This is a genomic window from Thermoanaerobaculia bacterium, assembly GCA_035717485.1.
In the GTDB taxonomy this organism is placed as follows: domain Bacteria; phylum Acidobacteriota; class Thermoanaerobaculia; order UBA5066; family DATFVB01; genus DATFVB01.
In genome coordinates this window covers 39,039-55,969 of the sequence record DASTIQ010000283.1, presented here as the reverse complement: position 1 = coordinate 55,969, position 16,931 = coordinate 39,039, and the positions used below count along the sequence as shown (strand labels likewise).

Annotated in this window: 12 protein-coding genes and 1 pseudogene; 4 read left to right on the top strand and 9 right to left on the bottom strand. The window is 71.1% G+C overall.

The features are described 5' to 3' along the window. Window positions 1–24: 24 nt before the first annotated feature. Together VFS34_14880 and VFS34_14875 are read right to left on the bottom strand one after the other, a co-directional pair. Entirely contained in the window at window positions 25–1,311 is a 1,287-nt protein-coding gene (locus VFS34_14880; GenBank protein ID HET9795736.1) for a glucoamylase family protein, read from the bottom strand. Further along, a complete protein-coding gene (locus tag VFS34_14875; protein ID HET9795735.1) occupies window positions 1,308–4,217 on the bottom strand; it encodes an FAD-binding and (Fe-S)-binding domain-containing protein in 2,910 nt (969 codons plus the stop codon). The genes VFS34_14880 and VFS34_14875 overlap by 4 nt, the downstream gene beginning before the upstream one ends. A 142-nt stretch (window positions 4,218–4,359) precedes the next feature. On the opposite strand from VFS34_14875, the gene VFS34_14870 reads away from it, so the two are divergent. Further along, a complete protein-coding gene (locus VFS34_14870) occupies window positions 4,360–4,647 on the top strand; it encodes a hypothetical protein (protein ID HET9795734.1) in 288 nt (95 codons plus the stop codon). A gap of 37 nt (window positions 4,648–4,684) precedes the next feature. Here VFS34_14870 and VFS34_14865 read toward each other — a convergent pair whose 3' ends face one another. The 6 genes and pseudogenes from VFS34_14865 to VFS34_14840 all read right to left on the bottom strand — a co-directional run bounded on the left by VFS34_14865 (window position 4,685) and on the right by VFS34_14840 (window position 11,699). After that, on the bottom strand, window positions 4,685–5,230 hold the full coding sequence (locus VFS34_14865) for a helix-hairpin-helix domain-containing protein (GenBank protein ID HET9795733.1): 546 nt from the start codon (window positions 5,228–5,230) through the stop codon (window positions 4,685–4,687). Window positions 5,231–5,385: 155 nt separating this feature from the next. Next, window positions 5,386–8,412, bottom strand: a complete 3,027-nt coding sequence (locus VFS34_14860; protein ID HET9795732.1) for an efflux RND transporter permease subunit — start codon at window positions 8,410–8,412, stop codon at window positions 5,386–5,388. Continuing rightward, entirely contained in the window at window positions 8,409–9,392 is a 984-nt protein-coding gene (locus tag VFS34_14855) for an HlyD family efflux transporter periplasmic adaptor subunit (GenBank protein ID HET9795731.1), read from the bottom strand. Before VFS34_14855 ends, VFS34_14860 begins: the two co-directional genes overlap by 4 nt. Next, window positions 9,389–9,886 (bottom strand): annotated as a pseudogene (locus tag VFS34_14850) (TolC family protein). The gene VFS34_14855 and the pseudogene VFS34_14850 overlap by 4 nt, the downstream one beginning before the upstream one ends. A gap of 21 nt (window positions 9,887–9,907) precedes the next feature. Continuing rightward, window positions 9,908–10,630: a TolC family protein gene (locus tag VFS34_14845; protein ID HET9795730.1), complete on the bottom strand. Its 723-nt coding sequence runs from the start codon at window positions 10,628–10,630 to the stop codon at window positions 9,908–9,910. A gap of 49 nt (window positions 10,631–10,679) precedes the next feature. Continuing rightward, the gene (locus VFS34_14840; GenBank protein HET9795729.1) at window positions 10,680–11,699 is read right to left on the bottom strand and encodes a hypothetical protein; all 1,020 of its coding nucleotides are present in this window, start codon (window positions 11,697–11,699) and stop codon (window positions 10,680–10,682) included. Between the two features lie 55 nt (window positions 11,700–11,754). On the opposite strand from VFS34_14840, the gene VFS34_14835 reads away from it, so the two are divergent. From VFS34_14835 to VFS34_14825, 3 genes are all read left to right on the top strand, one after another. Then, window positions 11,755–13,068: an NAD(P)/FAD-dependent oxidoreductase gene (locus tag VFS34_14835; protein ID HET9795728.1), complete on the top strand. Its 1,314-nt coding sequence runs from the start codon at window positions 11,755–11,757 to the stop codon at window positions 13,066–13,068. 83 nt (window positions 13,069–13,151) lie between these two features. Next, window positions 13,152–14,792, top strand: coding sequence for an AarF/UbiB family protein (locus VFS34_14830; protein ID HET9795727.1), 1,641 nt, complete (start codon window positions 13,152–13,154; stop codon window positions 14,790–14,792). Continuing rightward, on the top strand, window positions 14,789–16,123 hold the full coding sequence (locus VFS34_14825; GenBank protein ID HET9795726.1) for a phospholipase D-like domain-containing protein: 1,335 nt from the start codon (window positions 14,789–14,791) through the stop codon (window positions 16,121–16,123). The genes VFS34_14830 and VFS34_14825 overlap by 4 nt, the downstream gene beginning before the upstream one ends. Window positions 16,124–16,288: 165 nt before the next feature. Here the strand turns inward: VFS34_14825 and VFS34_14820 are convergent, their stop codons facing one another. After that, window positions 16,289–16,927: a DUF2911 domain-containing protein gene (locus VFS34_14820; GenBank protein ID HET9795725.1), complete on the bottom strand. Its 639-nt coding sequence runs from the start codon at window positions 16,925–16,927 to the stop codon at window positions 16,289–16,291. Window positions 16,928–16,931: the final 4 nt, after the last annotated feature.

Sequence of the window (16,931 nt, the reverse complement as noted above, 5' to 3'; positions counted from 1 at the left end):
GGCTCTTTACGTCGCCGCGCCCGCCTAAGAAAGCCAACCGTTGCGGAACCCCGCGGCCTTCAGCCCCCGCACGATCGGTTCGCATTCCCGCATCAGCTTCCAGAGCAGACCGGTCCGGTAGTTTTCGATCATCAGCACGATCGGCCCGTCGTTCAGCCCGAAGTTGTAGGGAGAGAGCCAGCCGCTTCGGCGCCCCGAATCGGGGAACGTCGGGTTGAACGTCGCCTCGACGCCGTACGGGCTCGTCGAACCGACGCCGAGCTTCATCAGGTGGCGAATCGTGGGCAGGACGATCTCCGGCGCGAACGGAAGCGACGCGACGGCGCCCCAGGGACCGATGGTCCCGTCGTCGGGTCCGTCCGGGGCTCCCCGGGCGAGATAGCTGAAGAAACGCCGCTTCACTCCGTCGATCTCGAAGACGGCGGGGCCGGGTCCCTCCGAGGCCGTCACGCCCCAGCAGTGTTCCCCGTATTCGCGGAACTTCAGCGGGTTCCGGATCGCGTACTGCTGCTGGACGTGCGTCGCGCGGCGGCTGTTCTCGAAATAGTCGCATTCCTTCTCGCGCATGAACGCGTCCTGGATCCCGCGAAAATCGACCCAGACGTGCGAAAGCTGGTGGATGAAGAGAGGCCCCGCGTGGAGATAGTCGATCCCGTAGACGTTCCTCCACCAGTAGGTCTTCGTCCACGCCTCGTAGCTCTCGGGCGGCACCGGATGCGTGGGTGACCCGAGCGCGAGAGCGTACAGGACCAGCGCTTCGCTGTACCCTTCCCACCGGTACGGGATGAATCCCCGCTCCGGCGTCCATCCGTGCGTCACCGTCGCTCCGCCGTTTCTCGCCCACTCCCAGTCGGCTCGCCGGTAGATCGCGTCCGCGCCGTCGCGCACCGAACGCTCGACCGGGCCGGAGCCGTCGAAATACCGGGCGGCCGCGAGCGCGCCGGCGAACACGTAGGAGCTGTCGATGGTCGAGACCTCGCAGCCCCACACGCGGCGGCCGCTCGCCATGTCGAGGAAGTGGTAGAAGAACCCTCGGTTTCCGATCGCTTCCTCCCCCTCCCCCTGTTTCCCGTTCGCGAAGAAGGCGAGCATCCGCGCGGCGCGCTCCGCCGCCACGGCTCGCGAGACGTAGCCGCGCTCGACCGCGATCGGGTAGGCGGAGAGACCGAGTCCGCACGCCGCGATGCTCGAGGGCGCTCCCGGACGCGTGCAATCGGCGACGAGCCCCGTTTGGGGATGGGTGTGCCGCGCGAAATACCCGAACGCGTCGCGCTGGAGCCGGTCGAGATCCTCCGGGGAAAGCGGCTTCATGCCGGCTCTCCCGGCCCGAGGACCTCCGCGAGGTGCTTCGGCCGGCGCCCGGTCCCCTGCGCGATCTGCTCGCGGCAGGAAAACCCGTCGGCCAGGACGAGAGTGTCGGGCGACGCCGCGCGGACGATCGGAAGGAGAGCCCGCTCGCCGACGGCGACGGAGACCCGATGACGCTCGCCGCGCTCGAACCCGAACGCTCCGGCCATGCCGCAGCAGCCGGCGTCCGGCACGTCGACCGAGAGCCCGGCCGCCTCGAGCAGGGTCCGCTCTTCCGCGAATCCGGTCGCCGCGCGATGATGGCAGTGCGGCTGCACGAGAGCGCGCCCCCGGAGCGTCGGCGGCCGGTAACCGGGAGCCCGCGCGAGGAACTCCGAGAGGAGAAAGGTCGTCTCCGAGAGCCGCCGCGCGGCGCCGTCGTCGGGAAACAGGCTCCGCAGCTCGTCGCGGAACACCGAGGCGCAGCCCGGCTCGAGCACGACGACCGGCGTCCCCGCGGCGAGGGCGGGGGCGAGCGCGGAGAGGATCGTCCGCAGCTGCCGGCGCGCGAGATCCAGCATGCCGAAATCGTAGAGCGGCCGGCCGCAGCAGAGCGGCCGCGGCGGAATCTCGACGCGGAACCCGGCGCGCCGAAGGACCGACACCGCCGCGTGAGCGATTCGCGGCTCCAGGTGATTCGTGAAGGTGTCGGGAAAGAGGAGGACCGGGACGCCGCGCGCGTCTTCCCCCTCCCGCCGGAACTCCGAGACGAAGGTTTTCGGCGCGAAGCGCGGCACCTCCCGTTCGGGCGCGATGCCCGCCGCGAACTTCGCGACGCCCGAGAGGAGCGGCGCATGCGTGAGGAAATTCGCCGCGCCGGGCGCCATCGACGCCGCCCGCGCGATCCAGGGAAAGAGACCCATCGACCAGGCGGCCCGCGGACGAAGGCGCCGCGCGTAATGGTGCGAGAGGAACTCGGCCTTGTACGTCGCCATGTCGACCTGGACGGGACACTCGCTCTTGCACGCCTTGCAGGAAAGGCAGAGGTCGAGCGCCTCGCGCACTTCCCGGCTCCTCCATCCCGCGGTGAGCGCCTCCCCCTTCAGCATCTCGAAGAGGAGGCGCGCCCGGCCGCGCGTCGAATGCTTCTCCTCCCGGGTCACCATGAAGCTCGGGCACATCGTTCCGCCCTCGGTGCGGCGGCAGGCCCCCACGCCGACGCATCGCAGCATGGCGCGGGGAAAGCTCCCTCCGTCCTCCGGGTATCGGAACGCGGTCGGCGAGGGCGCCGCGAGCGGACCGCCGGCCAGCCGCAGGTTCTCGGTCGCGCCGTGAGCGTCGACGACCTTTCCCGGGTTCATCCTTCCGTCGGGGTCCCAGATCGCCTTGAACTCGCGGAAGGCGGTCACGAGCCGCTCGCCGAACATCAGGGGGAGCAGCTCGGCGCGCGACTGCCCGTCGCCGTGCTCACCCGAGAGCGATCCGCCGAAGGACACGACCAGCCGCGCGGCGTCCGCGAGGAATCGCCGGAACCGGTCGACGCCGGCCGGCGATTCGAGATCGAAGTCGATCCGCGTGTGGACGCATCCCTCTCCGAAATGGCCGTAGAAGTCGCCGCGGTAGCCGTGTTCGTCGAGGAGCCTCCGCAGGTCGCGAAGGTAGGCCCCGAGCCTCTCCGGCGGAACGGCCGAGTCCTCCCATCCCTCCCACGTGAGCGACTTTCCGGGAACGTGCGCGGTCGCGCCGAGCCCCGATTCGCGCACGAGCCAGAGGCGCCGTTCGTCGTCCGCGTCCGCGAAGAGCCGGTGGCCGGCCGTCGCCCCGGCCATCGCCGCGGCGAGCGCCGCGGCCCTCGCGTCCGACTCGGCGCGGGTCGCTCCGCCGAACTCGACGAGCAGGAAGCCGCGGCCGCGCGGAAGCAGCCCGAGAGCGTCGCGGTGCAGGCCGATCGCCGCCATGTCCGCGACGAGCCGGTCGTCGACTCCCTCGAGGCCGATCGGCCGATGCGCCATGATCGACGGAACCGCGTCGGCCGCGGCGAAGACGTCCTCGAAGCCGAGCACGACGAGGGATCGGGCGGGGGGCGCCGGAACGAGGTTCGCGGTCGCCTCGAGCACCGTCACGCACGTGCCTTCGGATCCCACGAGCGCCCGCGCGACGTGGAAACCGTTCTCCGGAAGGAGCTGCGGCAGGTTGAAACCCGAGATGCGCCGCGGGATCCGAGGATAACGGGCGCGGATCTCGTCCGCGTAGCGGTCGCGGAGATCGCGGAGCGCCGCGTAGATCGCGCCGCGCGGTCCTCCGGCGGCCACGATCGCCGCGAGCTCCGCGTCGGTCGTCCGCCCCACGCGCAGGCGTTCGCCCCCGTACGTCGCGACCTCGAGCGACTCGATGTTGGCCGCGGTCGTTCCGCCGTCTCCTTCGAACGCGGCCATCACCGAGTGCACGCCGCACGAATCGTTTCCGATCATTCCCCCGAGCGTGTTGTACGCGTGGGTGGCGGGATCGGGGCCGAACGTCAGCCCGTGGGGCGCCGCCGCGTCGCGCAGCGTGTCGAGCACGCATCCCGGCTGGACGCGGGCGAGCCGGCGGCGGGGATCGACCTCGAGCACGCGGTCGAGATGGCGGGAGAAGTCGAGGACCACCGCGACGTTGCAGCACTGGCCCGCGAGGCTCGTCCCGCCTCCCCGGGAAAGCACCGGCGCGCCGAACGCGCGCGCCGCGGCGAGCGCCGCCATGACGTCCTCCGCATCGAGAGGCACCACGACGCCGATCGGCACCTGGCGGTAGTTGGACGCGTCGGTCGCGTAGAGGGCGCGCGAGCCGGCGTCGAAGCGGACGTCGCCGCGGACGCTCCGGCGAAGCGCTTCGGCGAGACCGCGGGCGTCGACCGGACTCGGGCGCGTGCGGTTTCTCGTGGGAGGTCTCACGTCGGCGGCGCCGAGAAGCATATCCCGGCCGGCTGCGGAGTTCCGGCCGGCGGGCGCACCTCGTCGGAGAGAGCGTACCCCGGCCGGACGAATCCGCGGAAAGGGGCGCCTGGACGTAGAATCGCGGACGAAAGGAGAACCCATGAAATCGAAGCTGCTCCTCGCCGCCGCCGTCTCGGTCGCCTCGCTCTTCCCGCTCGCCGCCTCGGCGGAGACGGCGAAGACCTACCAGGTCACGGGTCCCGTGCTCGAGGTGAGCCCGACGATGATCACCGTCCAGAAGGGGAAGGATCGCTGGGAGATCGCGCGCGACGGCTCGACGAAGATGCCCGCCGACGTGAAGGTCGGCGACAAAGTGACGATCGAGTACCGGATGACCGCGACGAGCGTCGAGGTCAAGCCCGCCGCGAAGAAGGGCGCCAAGAAATAAGGAGTCTCCGGGGGCCGCGGGATCGCGGCCCCTTTCGTCACTCCTTCCCGGACTTTCGGTACCCCGCCTGGATCGCCTCGCTCTCCGTCATCCAGCGGCCATGTTCCGTCCTCCCGGAGGCGGGGTCGCTCGAGAGCCGATACGTGCGCGAGTCCGGATCTCCCCACACCATGCCCCGGTGCGGAGGAACGACGGCCCTCGGCGGCGGGGCGGGGTTCATCGGCCGGTCCGCCGCCCCCATCGGAGTCGACGGCCCTCCGGCGCCCGTCACCTTCACGAGCGGCCCGATCCGTTCGAGCGTCTCTTTCGAGAGTCCGGTCCGCGAGAGCTCGGCGACGGATGCGAACGGCCGCGCGTCGACGATCCGCCGCGCGCCCTCGGTTCCGACCCCGGGCAGCGCCGCGAGCTCGGCCTCCGACGCGGTATTGACGTCGAGCGGATGTGCCCGGGTCGGTATGCCGGCAGGCCGGGCCGTCTTTGCCGGCTCCCCGCTCCGCGGCGAGGGCGGCGGGGGCGACCCCAGAAGCGGCAACGCGGCCGCGGCCGTGACCAGAGCCAGGACGATACGGATATTCGTACTCATGGCGACTCCCTCCACTCCCCGGAGAAGCAAGATCCGAGCCCCGAAGCACGTCGCCCACGCGGTCGGGCGCCCCCGGAAGCCGGGCTCGGCGGGGCCGGACCGGAGGCGCCCGTCGAGCCGCCGGCGGGCCCGGCGGGCCCGTCCGGCGGCTCGGATCACCGCCCCAGTCGCCCTTTCGGGTCGAGCCACGAATAGAGGGCGGGCAGGATCAGCAGGACGACGAGCCCCGAGAAGATGAACCCGCCGATCACCGCGATCGCGAGCGGCTGCTGCAGCTGGGCGCCGGCGCCCCACGCGAGCGCGAGCGGCAGCAGGGCGAAGACGGTGGCGAGCGTCGTCATCGCGACGGCCCGGAACCGCCGCTCGGCCGCCCGCGCCCACGCCTCCTCCTTCGCGTACCCCCGCCGCAGCTCCTCGCGTGCGTCGTGGATGAAGAAGACCGACTTCTCCCCGACGATGCCGACCATCATGATCGCCCCGACGAAGCTCGAGATGTTCAGCGTCATTCCCGTCGCGAGCAGGAGGGCGAAGACGCCCGCGAGCACCGACAGGGAAACGAGTCCGGTCAGGAGCGGCGCTCGCCAGTCCCCGAATTCGAAGAGGAGCACGACGGCGACGAGGAGGAGTCCCCCGAGGAGGACCCCGACGAGCGACTTGAAGGACGACTGCTGCTGCTCGTACTGGCCGCCGTAGGCGAGCGTCATTCCCGGCCCGAGCGCCAGCTGCGACCCCAGCTTGTTCCGGATCTCCCCGACGGCGTCTCCCAGGCTGCGCCCCGCCAGCCGCGCCGTCACTCCGAAATAGCTCTTCAGGTTCTCGCGGTCGATCTCCGCTTCCGGAGGCCCGGTTTCGATCGACGCGAGGTCGGACAGCGGCACGACCGCTCCGGAGCCGGTCTTCACCGAGATACCGGTGATCGGGCCGTTCCGCCGCGTGAAGACGCGGACCGGATAGACGCGCTCCCCGATCGGGAGGTCGCCGGCGAGGGTCCCCGTGAGGGCGGGCTCGACAGCCGCGTGCAGGTCGTCGGTCGTCATCCCGCTGCGGGCGAGGACGCCGGCGTGGGGACGGATCGAGAGCGCCGGGCCGGCGATCGTGATCCCGTCGAAGACGTCCTCGACGCCGTGCACGCCGCCGATGATCTTCGCCGCCTGGCGCGCCTTCTGCTCGAGGAGAGCCGGGTCCGAGCCGAAGATCTTCACGTCGATCGGCTGCGGCACGCCGCCCGTGAGATCCCCGATGTTGTCTTCCAGGAGCTGCCCGAAATCGGTGTGGATCGCCGGCTCGGCGGAAGCGATCTTGCCGCGGAGGTCGTCGATGACGTCGTCGACGTCGCGGCGGTGCTTCTTCGGCTTCAGCTTGATCACGTAATCGCCCCGGTTCGGTTCGGTGATGAAGAAACCGAGCTGCGTTCCCGTGCGCCGCGAGTAGGCGTCGACGTCGGGCGTTGCGCGGATGATCTTCTCGGCCGCGTCGAGCATCTGATCGGTGTCGGTGAGCGACGTTCCGGGCGGCGTCCAGTAGTCGAGGATGATCGAACCCTCGTCCATCTCCGGAAGGAAGTCGGTTCCGATCACGCGCCAGAGGACGTATGCGCTCGCCATCAGGACGACGAACGCGGCGAGCGCGAGAACCGGCCGGCGGACGAAGGCGGAGACGAGGCGCCGGAGGCGCGGCATGCCCTCCTCCGCGGGAGGCTTGCCCCGCCCTTTCGTCGCGCCCAGCGCCTTGACGGCCGCGGGGACGGCGACCGCCGACAGGAGGAAGGACACGCCGAGCGCCATCGCCATCGTCAGGGCGAGCGGCCGGAAGAACGCCCCCGTGACCCCCGTGACGAGGACGAACGGCAGGAAGATGACCACCGTCGAAAGGCTCGAGCCGAGGAGCGGAGGGAGAAAGCGCGAGATCCCGAGGTCCTCGGCGAGCTCGCCGCCCGACGCGTGGGCGCCGTGCTGGATGTCCTCGACGACGACGATCGCGTCGTCGGCGATGAGGCCGATCGCCGCCGCGATGCCGCCGAGGGTCATGAGGTTGATCGTCTGACCGGCCGCCGCGAGTCCGAGCAGGACGATCGCGACGCAGACCGGGATCGTCGCCGCGGCGATCGCGGTGAGGCGCCAGTCCCGCAGGAAGAAGAAGAGGACCAGCACCGCGAGTCCGACGCCGATCAGGATCGCGTCCCGGGCGCCGCCGACCGACCCCGAGACGAACGCGGCCTGATCGTAGAAATTGGTCCAGCGGACTCCCCTCGGGATCAATCCCGGCTCCCGGCGGAGGAGGTCGGACACGCCGCGCGCGATCGCGACGGTGTTCGCCGAGGGCTGCTGGACGATGTTGACGAGAACGGCGGGCCGGCCGTCGGCGGTCGTCCGGACCGGCGAGAAGGCGTCGCCGGAGGCGACGGTCCCGAGGTCCGAAAGCCGCGCCGGCACGCCTTCGCCGGGGAGCGGAACCGGCAGCGCGGCGAGTTCGTCGATGCCCCGTGCGCGGCCGTCGACGAGGGAGAGATACAGCTCGTGGTTCGACTCGAGCAGGCCGGCCGATTCGACGTCGTTGTTCTTCCGGATCGCGTCGACGACGTCGCGCGCCGAGAGCCTCCTTCCCGCGAGGGCCGCCGGATCCAGACGGACCTGGAACTCGCGCCGGCGGCCGCCCTGGATCTGCACCTGCGCCACGCCCGGAATCCGGATGAGGGCGGGCTTCAGCGTGTATTCGGCGAGCTCCCAGAGCGACGCCTGCGACTCCGTGTCGGACGTGAGGGCGTAGCCGAGGATCGGAAAGATCGACGTGCTCATCCATTCGACGTCGACCTTGGCGTCCGGAGGCAGGTCGGGGCGGATGCGCTCGACCTCCGCCTGCACGCGCTGGAGCGCCTGCCGCATGTCGGTTCCCCACGAGAACTCCGCGCTCATCTCGGTCGAGCCGCGCGACGTCGCCGAGAGGACCCGGCGCACGCCGGGAACGCGGAGGACCGCCTCCTCGAGGGGGCGCGTCGACGTCGGCATCATCCGCGAAGCGGGCTCCTCGCCGACGTCCGCGATGACCTTGACGATCGGGAACGTGACCGCCGGAAAGATCGAGGCCGGCGAGCGCAACGCCTCGAAGACCCCGCCCGCCACGAGAACGGCGACGACGAGGAAGACGGCCGCGCCCCGGTCCCGCGCCAGTCGCGCGAGGCTCATCGCGACGGCGCCACCGGAGTGCCCTCGGGGAGACCCGCCTGCCCCGAGACGATCACGCGAATCGCGGGATCGAGCGGGGGGGCGGCGATCTCCGTACGGCCGTTCTGCGCGATCCCGGGCGTCACGGCGATCCAGTGCGCCTTCCCGTCGGCTCCCGCGACGGCGACGCGCGACGCTCCGGTCACGTCGTCCCGGACGACGGCGGCGTCCGGCACGGACGGGACGTCGCGCCGCTCGGCGACCGTGATCCGCGCGGTCGCGAACAGGCCGACGGCCATTCCCGGCGCGGCGTCGAGATCGATGCGTACCGGCGCCGTCAGATCCGAAGGGCCGGATTCCGCGAGGATGCCGTGCACTCTCCCGCCGGCCGGCGGACGCCCGGGGATCTCGATCTGCACCGCCTCGCCGGCGCGGATCTTCGGGAGTTGCGCCTGCGGGACGTCCGCGAGGACCACGAGAGACTTCGTCTCGGCGATCGACAGGATCTCCTCGTCCTCGGAAACCCGGTCGCCAGCGCTCGCGGCGTGAGAGACCACGATCCCGTCGGACGCGACGGCCAGAGGCGCCCGGACGAGGTTCCGCCGCGCGAGCTCGACGGCGCGGGCGGCGTCACGCCGCTCGGCGTCGGACTTCGCCTCCCGCTCCATCTCGCGGGCTCCCGCGAGCGCCGCTTCGCTGTCCCGCGCGACCACGCTCCCCACGATCTGGCCGCGGCGCACGCGGTCGCCGTCCGTGACGGTGAACTCGACGAGCGTGCCGGCAAACGGGGCGCGGACCTTCTCCTGCGACATCGCGGTGATCTTGCCGGGAGCGGAGACGATCTCGGCGAGCGTCGCTTTCTCGACCGGAGCGACGCGGACGGGCGTCGCCGGCCCGGGGGCGGAGGACTGCTCCTTCTTCGGGTCCGTCGCGCTCCCGCCGCACCCGGACGCGAGGATCGCCGCCAGGAGGAGCGTCGAAAGGCGCGCTCGGAAGGTCATGGCGTCTCCCATCGTTTCTCGAGCGCCTCCGCGATCCGCAGGCGGGACTCCGCCTGCGCGAGCTTGATCGAGGCGTCGATCGCCGCCGCGTACGCGTCGATCACCTCGAGCGCGGACGCGGCGCCCCCGCGGTATCGGCTTTCGGCTTCCAGCCACGAATCGCGCGCGGCCGGCGCCGCCCGCGTGAGCACGTCGATCTGCCGGCGAAGGGCCTCGGCCGTCGCCCGGGCCTTCGCCCGCTGGAGCGCGGCTTCGCGTTCCCGCGCGAGGATTTCGAGCCGCGCCCGGCGTCCCTCGATTCGCGCGCGAGCGATCCGCGCGTCCGAGGCCCCGAAATCCCAGAGGAGCCAGGACACCTGCATTCCGAGCGAGAAGCCCGCGTCCTGACGCCAGCGCTCGATCGACCAGCGCGTCGTGTCGGAGCCCCACCATCCGGCGTCCGCCGACGCGAAGAGATGGGGCTTGCGCTCGGCCTCCGCGGCGACGACGTCGGCGTCGGCGCCGCGCGCGAGCGCCTAGGCCTCGCGGACTTCGGGCGATGCGGGCGGCGGCCCGGACGCGGCGGGAGCGGCCGCCGGAATCGGCGGAGCGACCACCGTCAGCGGCGCCTCCGGAGCGCGGCCCATGAGCACGTTCAGCTCCGTTCGCGCTTCCTCCGCGCGCGCGTCGGCGTCGATGGCGTCCGCCTCGTCCGACGCGAGCCGGACGTCGGTCTTGAGCAGGTCCGCGGCGACGCCCTGCCCCGACGCCTTCCGGCTCTCGAGCGTCGTCCGGTATCGACTCAGCCTTTCGATCCCGCCGCGGCGCGCCTCCGCTTCGTCGCCCGCCTCGACGAGCTCGGCGAACCGGCTCGTCACCTCGACGTCGAGATCCTTCTCGGCCACCCGGTAGCGGGCGGTCGCCGCGTCCCGGTCCGCGCCCGCCTTCGAGATCGCCGCCCGGCGGGCGCCGCCGTCGAGGAGCGGTTGCTTCGCCGTGAGCTGCAGGCGGGCCTCGCCGGCGTTCGTCACGACCGGGTCGTATCCGCCCGGCGGGGCGTACAGGAAATCTCCGTCGATCGCGACCTTCATCCACCGTTCCGCCCGCGCCTCCCGGATCTTCTCCTCGGCGGAGTCCCGCTCCAGAGCGGCCTGGGGGAGCTTCGCGTTGGCCTCGTGCGCGAGCCGGATCGCGTCGTCGAGCGTCAGGGGCGCGGGAGAAGCCGCGGCGAGGAGCAGGGCGCACAGGAGCGGCATCATCGCGTTCGAACGGGCGCGCCTGCACGCGGCGCGCCAGAGGGGCGCGCCGTTACGGCGTTCCTCCCGGGAACGTGTCCCGGAGGACGATGACGGCGCCGTGCGGCGGGTCGCAGACGTAGATCCCGCCGCCCGGCTCGGACGCCACGCAATGCGCGCGCGGGGCCGTCGGGAAACGCCCGAGAGCCGCGAGCTCTCCCGACTTCGAGACCGAAACGACCGCGAGCTGCGCGTCCTTGGCTCCCGGGACGTAGAGATGGCCGAGCGCGGAGTTGTAGTCGATGATGTCGATGCCGTTCGGCGCGGCGACCGACGACAGGGTCTTTCCGTTTTCGACGTCGAGGGAGACGACGCGCCCCTCGGTGCACGCGGCGAAGAGGAACCCGCGCCGGCGATCGAGGGCGAGGCCGCGGGCGCCGCCGCAGCCGTTCTTCCACCGCGCGGCGACGCTCCGCGCTTTCAGGTCGATCGCCACGGTTTCCGCCTTCCAGAGATTCGCGTACGCCCTTCCCCGCGCTCCGTCGATCGCGAGCGACTCCGGACCGCCGGGAACGGAAACGAAACCGACGTGCTCGATGGTGGGCGGGAAGCCGGAGCCGAGCCGGAAGATCTCGATCTTCTCGCCGTCGGGTTCGGTCACCCAGATCTCGTGGGTGGCCTCGACCCAGCGCACGTAGTCGGGTCCTCCGGCGAGCTTCGCGCGCGAGACGATCTTCCGTTCCTTCTCGTCGACGGCGACGACCTCGCCCGCGGTCCGGTCGGTCGCGAACAGCAGGCCGGCTCCCTCGGAGGCGGACGTGGTCCCCTCGCCGTGGCCGGCCCCGGCCGCCGACACGCGGAACCCGCCGATCTCGATCATCGGGCCCCCGGCGGGATCGATCAGGTCGATGCGGCCCGTCCGCCCCGCCGGAACGACGATGCGGGAGAGCGAAGGCGCCCATCCCATGTCGTCGAGGCCGATGCCGCCCGAGCCTTCGGGAAGCGGGATCGCCTTCCCTCCGGGAGCCGCCGGCGTCGCCGCGGACAGGAGCCCGGCGACCAGGGTGAGAACGAGAAGACGCGCGCCGCGCATGCCGCCTCCTTCCGAACCCGGAGAGTGTATCGCGCGACGGCGATATTCTGCCGCCGTGACGTCGTCGACCGTGTCCGGCCGCGCCCCCGCGGATTCCGCCCGCCCGCACGTCGTGCTGATCGGTGGAGGATTCGCGGGACTCGCGGCGGCGCGGGAGCTCGCGGCCGCTCCCGTGCGGCTCACGATCGTCGATCGCCGGAACCACCATCTCTTCCAGCCGCTCCTCTACCAGGTCGCGACCGCCGCGTTGAACCCGAGCGACATCGCCGCGCCGATCCGGAGCGTCGTGCGCGCCCGGAAGAACACGACGGTCCTTCTCGGCGAAGTGACGTCGATCGATCCCTCCGGCCGCAGGCTCCGCGTCGACGGGCGCGATCTCGGCTACGACTTCCTGATCGTGGCGTCGGGAGCGGGAGACTCGTACTTCGGCCACGACGAATGGCGTCCCCACGCGCCGGGGTTGAAGACGGTGGACGATGCGCTCGAAATCCGGCGGCGCGTCCTCCTGGCGTTCGAGCGCGCGGAGTGGGAGACGAATGCCGCCGCCCGCCGGGAGCTCCTCACGTTCGTCGTCGTCGGAGGAGGTCCGACCGGCGTCGAGCTCGCCGGGGCGCTCTCGGAAATCGCCCGCCACTCGCTCGTTCGCGACTTCCGCGACATCGACCCGGCGCAGGCCGCCGTCGTCCTCGTCGAGGCCGCGGAGCGCGTCCTTCCCGGTTTTCCGCCCGAGCTCTCGGCGAAGGCGGCGCGGCAGCTGGAATCCCTCGGGGTGACGATCCGCACGGGAGCCCGCGTGACGAAGATCGACGAGGAGGCCGTCTGGCTCGGAACGGAGCGGATCGGCGCTCGCACCGCGCTCTGGGCCGCCGGAGTCGCCGCCTCGCCGCTCGGAAGATCGCTCGGCGTTCCGCTCGACCGGCAGGGACGCGTCCGGGTCGAGCCCGACCTCTCCGTTCCGGGGCACCCCGAGATCTTCGTTGCGGGAGACCTCGCCGCGGTCGAGCAGGAGGGCCGCCCCGTTCCCGGCCTCGCTCCCGCGGCCATGCAGGAGGGGCGCCACGCGGCCCGCTCGATCCGCCGCCGGATCGCCGGAAGGCCGACGATCCCGTTCCACTATGTCGACAAGGGGACGCTGGCCACGATCGGCAGGAGCGCGGCCGTGGCGGACATCCGCGGGTGGAAGATCTCGGGGTTCTTCGCGTGGGCGGCCTGGCTCGGGATCCACATCTTCTTCCTGATCGGATTCCGGAACCGGCTCCTGGTCATGTTCGAGTGGGCGTGGGCCTACCTCACGTGGCAGCGCGGCGCGCGGCTGATCACGGGGCGCGAGGCGGACGCCGGCGGGACGGATCGCCCGCCGAACGGCTGACCGCCTCGAAACTGGCCTCTTCGGCCACCCGGCCCGGTCCTTGCATTTCTTCCGGCATGGCCCTTTCGCTGAAGCCGAAACACGTGTCTCGATACAAGGACATCGCCACGCTCCTGTGGAAATACGGTCGTGGCGACATCGCGCGCAGCCTCGACGCGGACGCGCCTCCCCCGGCGGCGGGCGCCGAGGCACCCGCGAAAGAGCTGGCGCGCGATCTCGAAGAGCTCGGCCCCGCCTACATCAAGCTCGGGCAGATCCTCTCCACCCGGGCCGACCTGCTCCCGTCGACTTACCTCGATGCCCTCAGCCGGCTGCAGGACGACGTCGAGCCGTTCCCCTTCGAACGCGCGAAGACGATCATCGAGGAAGAACTCGGCGTCCGCCTCTCGAAGGCGTTCTCCGCGTTCGATCCCACGCCGATCGCCGCGGCATCGCTCGGACAAGTCTATCGGGCGGCGCTCCGCGACGGACGTCCGGTTGCCGTGAAGGTCCAGCGCCCCGATATCGAAAGCCGCATCGAGGAGGACGGCGAGGCGTTCGAGGAGATCGCCGACCTCGTCGACCGGCACGTCCGCGGCGGCCGCGACCACGCCTACCGGGACATGGTCGCGGAATTCCGGAAGGTGCTCGCGACGGAGCTCGACTACCTCCAGGAGGCGAACAACCTCAAGGCGATCGGGGCGGAGCTCGCCGATTTTCCGCTCCTCGTGATTCCCCGCCCGTACGACGACTACACGTCCCGGCGCGTGCTGACGATGGAGTACGTCGAGGGAACCAAGATCACCGGCCTCCATCCGGTCGTGCTGATCGACGTCGACACGGAGCGTCTGGCCGACGAACTCTTCCGGGGGTACCTGAAGCAGGTGCTGCTCGACGGCCTCTTTCACGCCGATCCCCATCCCGGCAACGTCCTCCTCACCTCGGACCATCGCCTGGCGCTCGTCGATCTCGGAATGGTCGGACGGCTGTCGAGCGAGGTCCGCGACCGCCTCCTGCGCTTCCTCCTCGCCGCGAGCGAAGGCCACGGAGAGCGCGCCGCGGAAGCGGTCGTCGGGATCGCCCGGCCCTCCGAGGATGCGCGTCCGGACGATTTCCGCCGCGCGATCGCGGAGCTCGTCCAGCGGTACGCGGGCTCGACCGTCGGCGACCTGCAGATGGGTCGCGTGCTGCTCGAGATCAGCCGGCTCTCCGCGGAAACCGGCATGGCGCTTCCGCCCGAGCTGTCGACCGTGGGAAAGACCCTCCTCCACCTCGATCTCGTCGGCCGCACCCTCGCGCCCGACTTCGATCCGAACGCCTCGATCCGCCGCTACAGCGCCGAGCTCATGTCCCGGCGCATGCGCCAGGAGGCACGGCCCGGCAACGTGTTCGCGACGCTTCTCGAGGCGAAAGACTTCGTCGGCAAGCTCCCGGAGCGGGCCGGAAAGATCCTCGATCTCGCGGCGGAGAACGGCCTGCGTCTCAAGGTCGATGCGATCGACGAGCACCTCCTGATCGAGGGACTTCACAAGATCGCCAACCGGATCGCCCTCGGCCTCGTCCTCGCTTCGCTGATCGTCGGGGCCGCGCTCCTGATGCACGTGCCGACCCGCTTCCAGATCCTCGGTTATCCGGGCCTCGCGATGGTCTTCTTCCTCGGGGCGGCGGCGGGCGGCGTCGCTCTGGCCGCGAGCATCGTGTTCGGCGACGCCACGCGGCGCGACCCCGACCGCCGGCGCGGATGAGCGCCCGCCCGAAGCCTCCGGGCGCCGCACGCCCGTCGTCCCGTGCTCGCCCGCGGACCCGCGGCGCGTCCGCCGCCCTCGTCACCGGCTCCATCGTCGCCGGCGTCCTGCTCGCCTCCGCGCTCTACCGGCTGCGCGCGCCGCGGGATCCGAACTTCCGGGTCGTTCACGGCTTCGGCGTCTCCGCCCCCACCTTCGTCCCCTCGGCCCTCCTGGTGCCCGCGTTGACGGCGGGTAACCGCGTGGATTTCCTCGAAAACGGCGACCGGATCTTCCCGTCCATGCTCGAGGCGATCCGCGCCGCCCGCTCCACGATCACGTTCGAGGCGTACATCTTCTGGTCCGGCCGGGTCGGTTCGAGCTTCCGCGACGCGCTCGCGGAACGCGCCTCTCACGGCGTGACGGTTCGCGTGCTGCTCGACGCGGTCGGATCCCCGGCGCGCCGGCTGAACTCCTCCGACGTGGAGGCGATGCAGCGCGCCGGCTGCCACGTGGCCTTCTTCCACCGAAAGAAGCCGTGGAGCCGGGGCGCGATCGATCACCGCACGCACCGCCGGATCCTCGTCGTCGATGGGCGCGTCGGATTCACCGGCAGCGTCGGCTTCGTCGACGAATGGCTGGGCGACGCCGACTCCCGGGAGCACTGGCGCGACACCCAGGTGCGCCTCGAGGGACCCGTCGTGACGGAGCTCCAGGCGGCGTTCCAGGAGAACTGGTCGGAGGCGACCGGCGAGACGCTCGCGGGCGAAGCGCTCTTCCCGCGCATCGACGCGGCGGGGCCGGTCGCCGCCGAGATCGTCTCGTCCTCCGCGCGGTATGCCGGAGCCGACGTCCAGAGACTCTACTCGGTCGCCCTCGCATCGTCCGAAAGGACGATCGACATCGCGAATTCCTATTTCCTGCCCGATTCCGACGCCGTCGCGCTCATGGTCGCCGCGCGGCGTCGGGGGGTTCGCGTCCGCATCCTCGTCCCCGGGAAAGTGAACGACGTTCCGGCGACCAAGACCGCCGGCCGCGCGGCCTTCGGAGACCTCCTCGCGGGCGGCGTCGGCATCTGGGAATACGGCGGCACGATGTTCCACCAGAAGTCCATGGTCGTCGACGGGCTGTTCGCCACGCTCGGCTCCGCCAATTTCGACAACAGGTCGTTTCGCCTGAACGAAGAGGACAACCTCGTCACGGACGATCGGGAAACGGCCGCGCGCCTCGAGGAGATGTTCGAGAGGGATCTCGCCCGGGCGCGCCCCTACACGTTGTCGGAGTGGAAACATCGATCGCTCGGGCAGCGGATGTCCGAGTGGGCGCTCCAGCCCTTCCGCTCCCAGCTCTAGCGGCTCCGCGACGCGTCGAGCGGTGCGGCCGTCTCTCGCCGCGCGTCGGCGTCGACTTCGAACGAGAGCCCTTCGCGTGAATCCCGCCGGGCGACGGGATTCTCGACGGCAAGAAAAAGGCGGAGCCGAAGCTCCGCCGGATTCGTGTCTCGACGGGGAACCGGGCTACTTGCCGACCGTGAAGTCCGCCATCGCGGACGTATCGCCCCACGCGACCGCCAGCTTGCCGCCGGCGTCGGTCATGTCGACGAACGCGATCGTCAGCTGATCGACGGAGTGCTTGATCTTGGCGACCGTCATCGGCGCGCGCGCCACGTCGAATTTCGGATCGTAGCCGTACGAGCCCCAGATCGCCGTCTTGTCCTTCGGGTCGTACTTCGCCTGGGTCGGCTGGGTCGAGGCGATGAGCGTCCATCCGCCTTCCTTCAGCTCGACGAAGAGGTCGTAGGTCCCGGGGGCGAGCGTCTTGCCGCCGATCGTCAGAGGCACTTCGGTCGTGAGCTTCGTCGTCTGGTTCGCGCCGAGCCGCCAGACGGGCGCTCCGGCGTTCACCTTCTTGCCGTAGTCGGCCCCGGAGCCGAAGACGTCCGAACGCCCGCGGAGGATCGGCCGGCCGTAGTCCACCTCGATCCATTTGCCGTCGGAATAGCGGGACTCGCCCTGCGCGTCGGTCGTCCATTTCCCGCCCACCTGGGTGGCCGTCTGGCCTCGGGGGCTCAAGGGTTTGCGCTGATCCTGGGCCGCCGCGACCCCGGCGCCGACGAGCAGCGCGATCGCGAGCGAAACACCGTTGCGAAACTTCATGGAT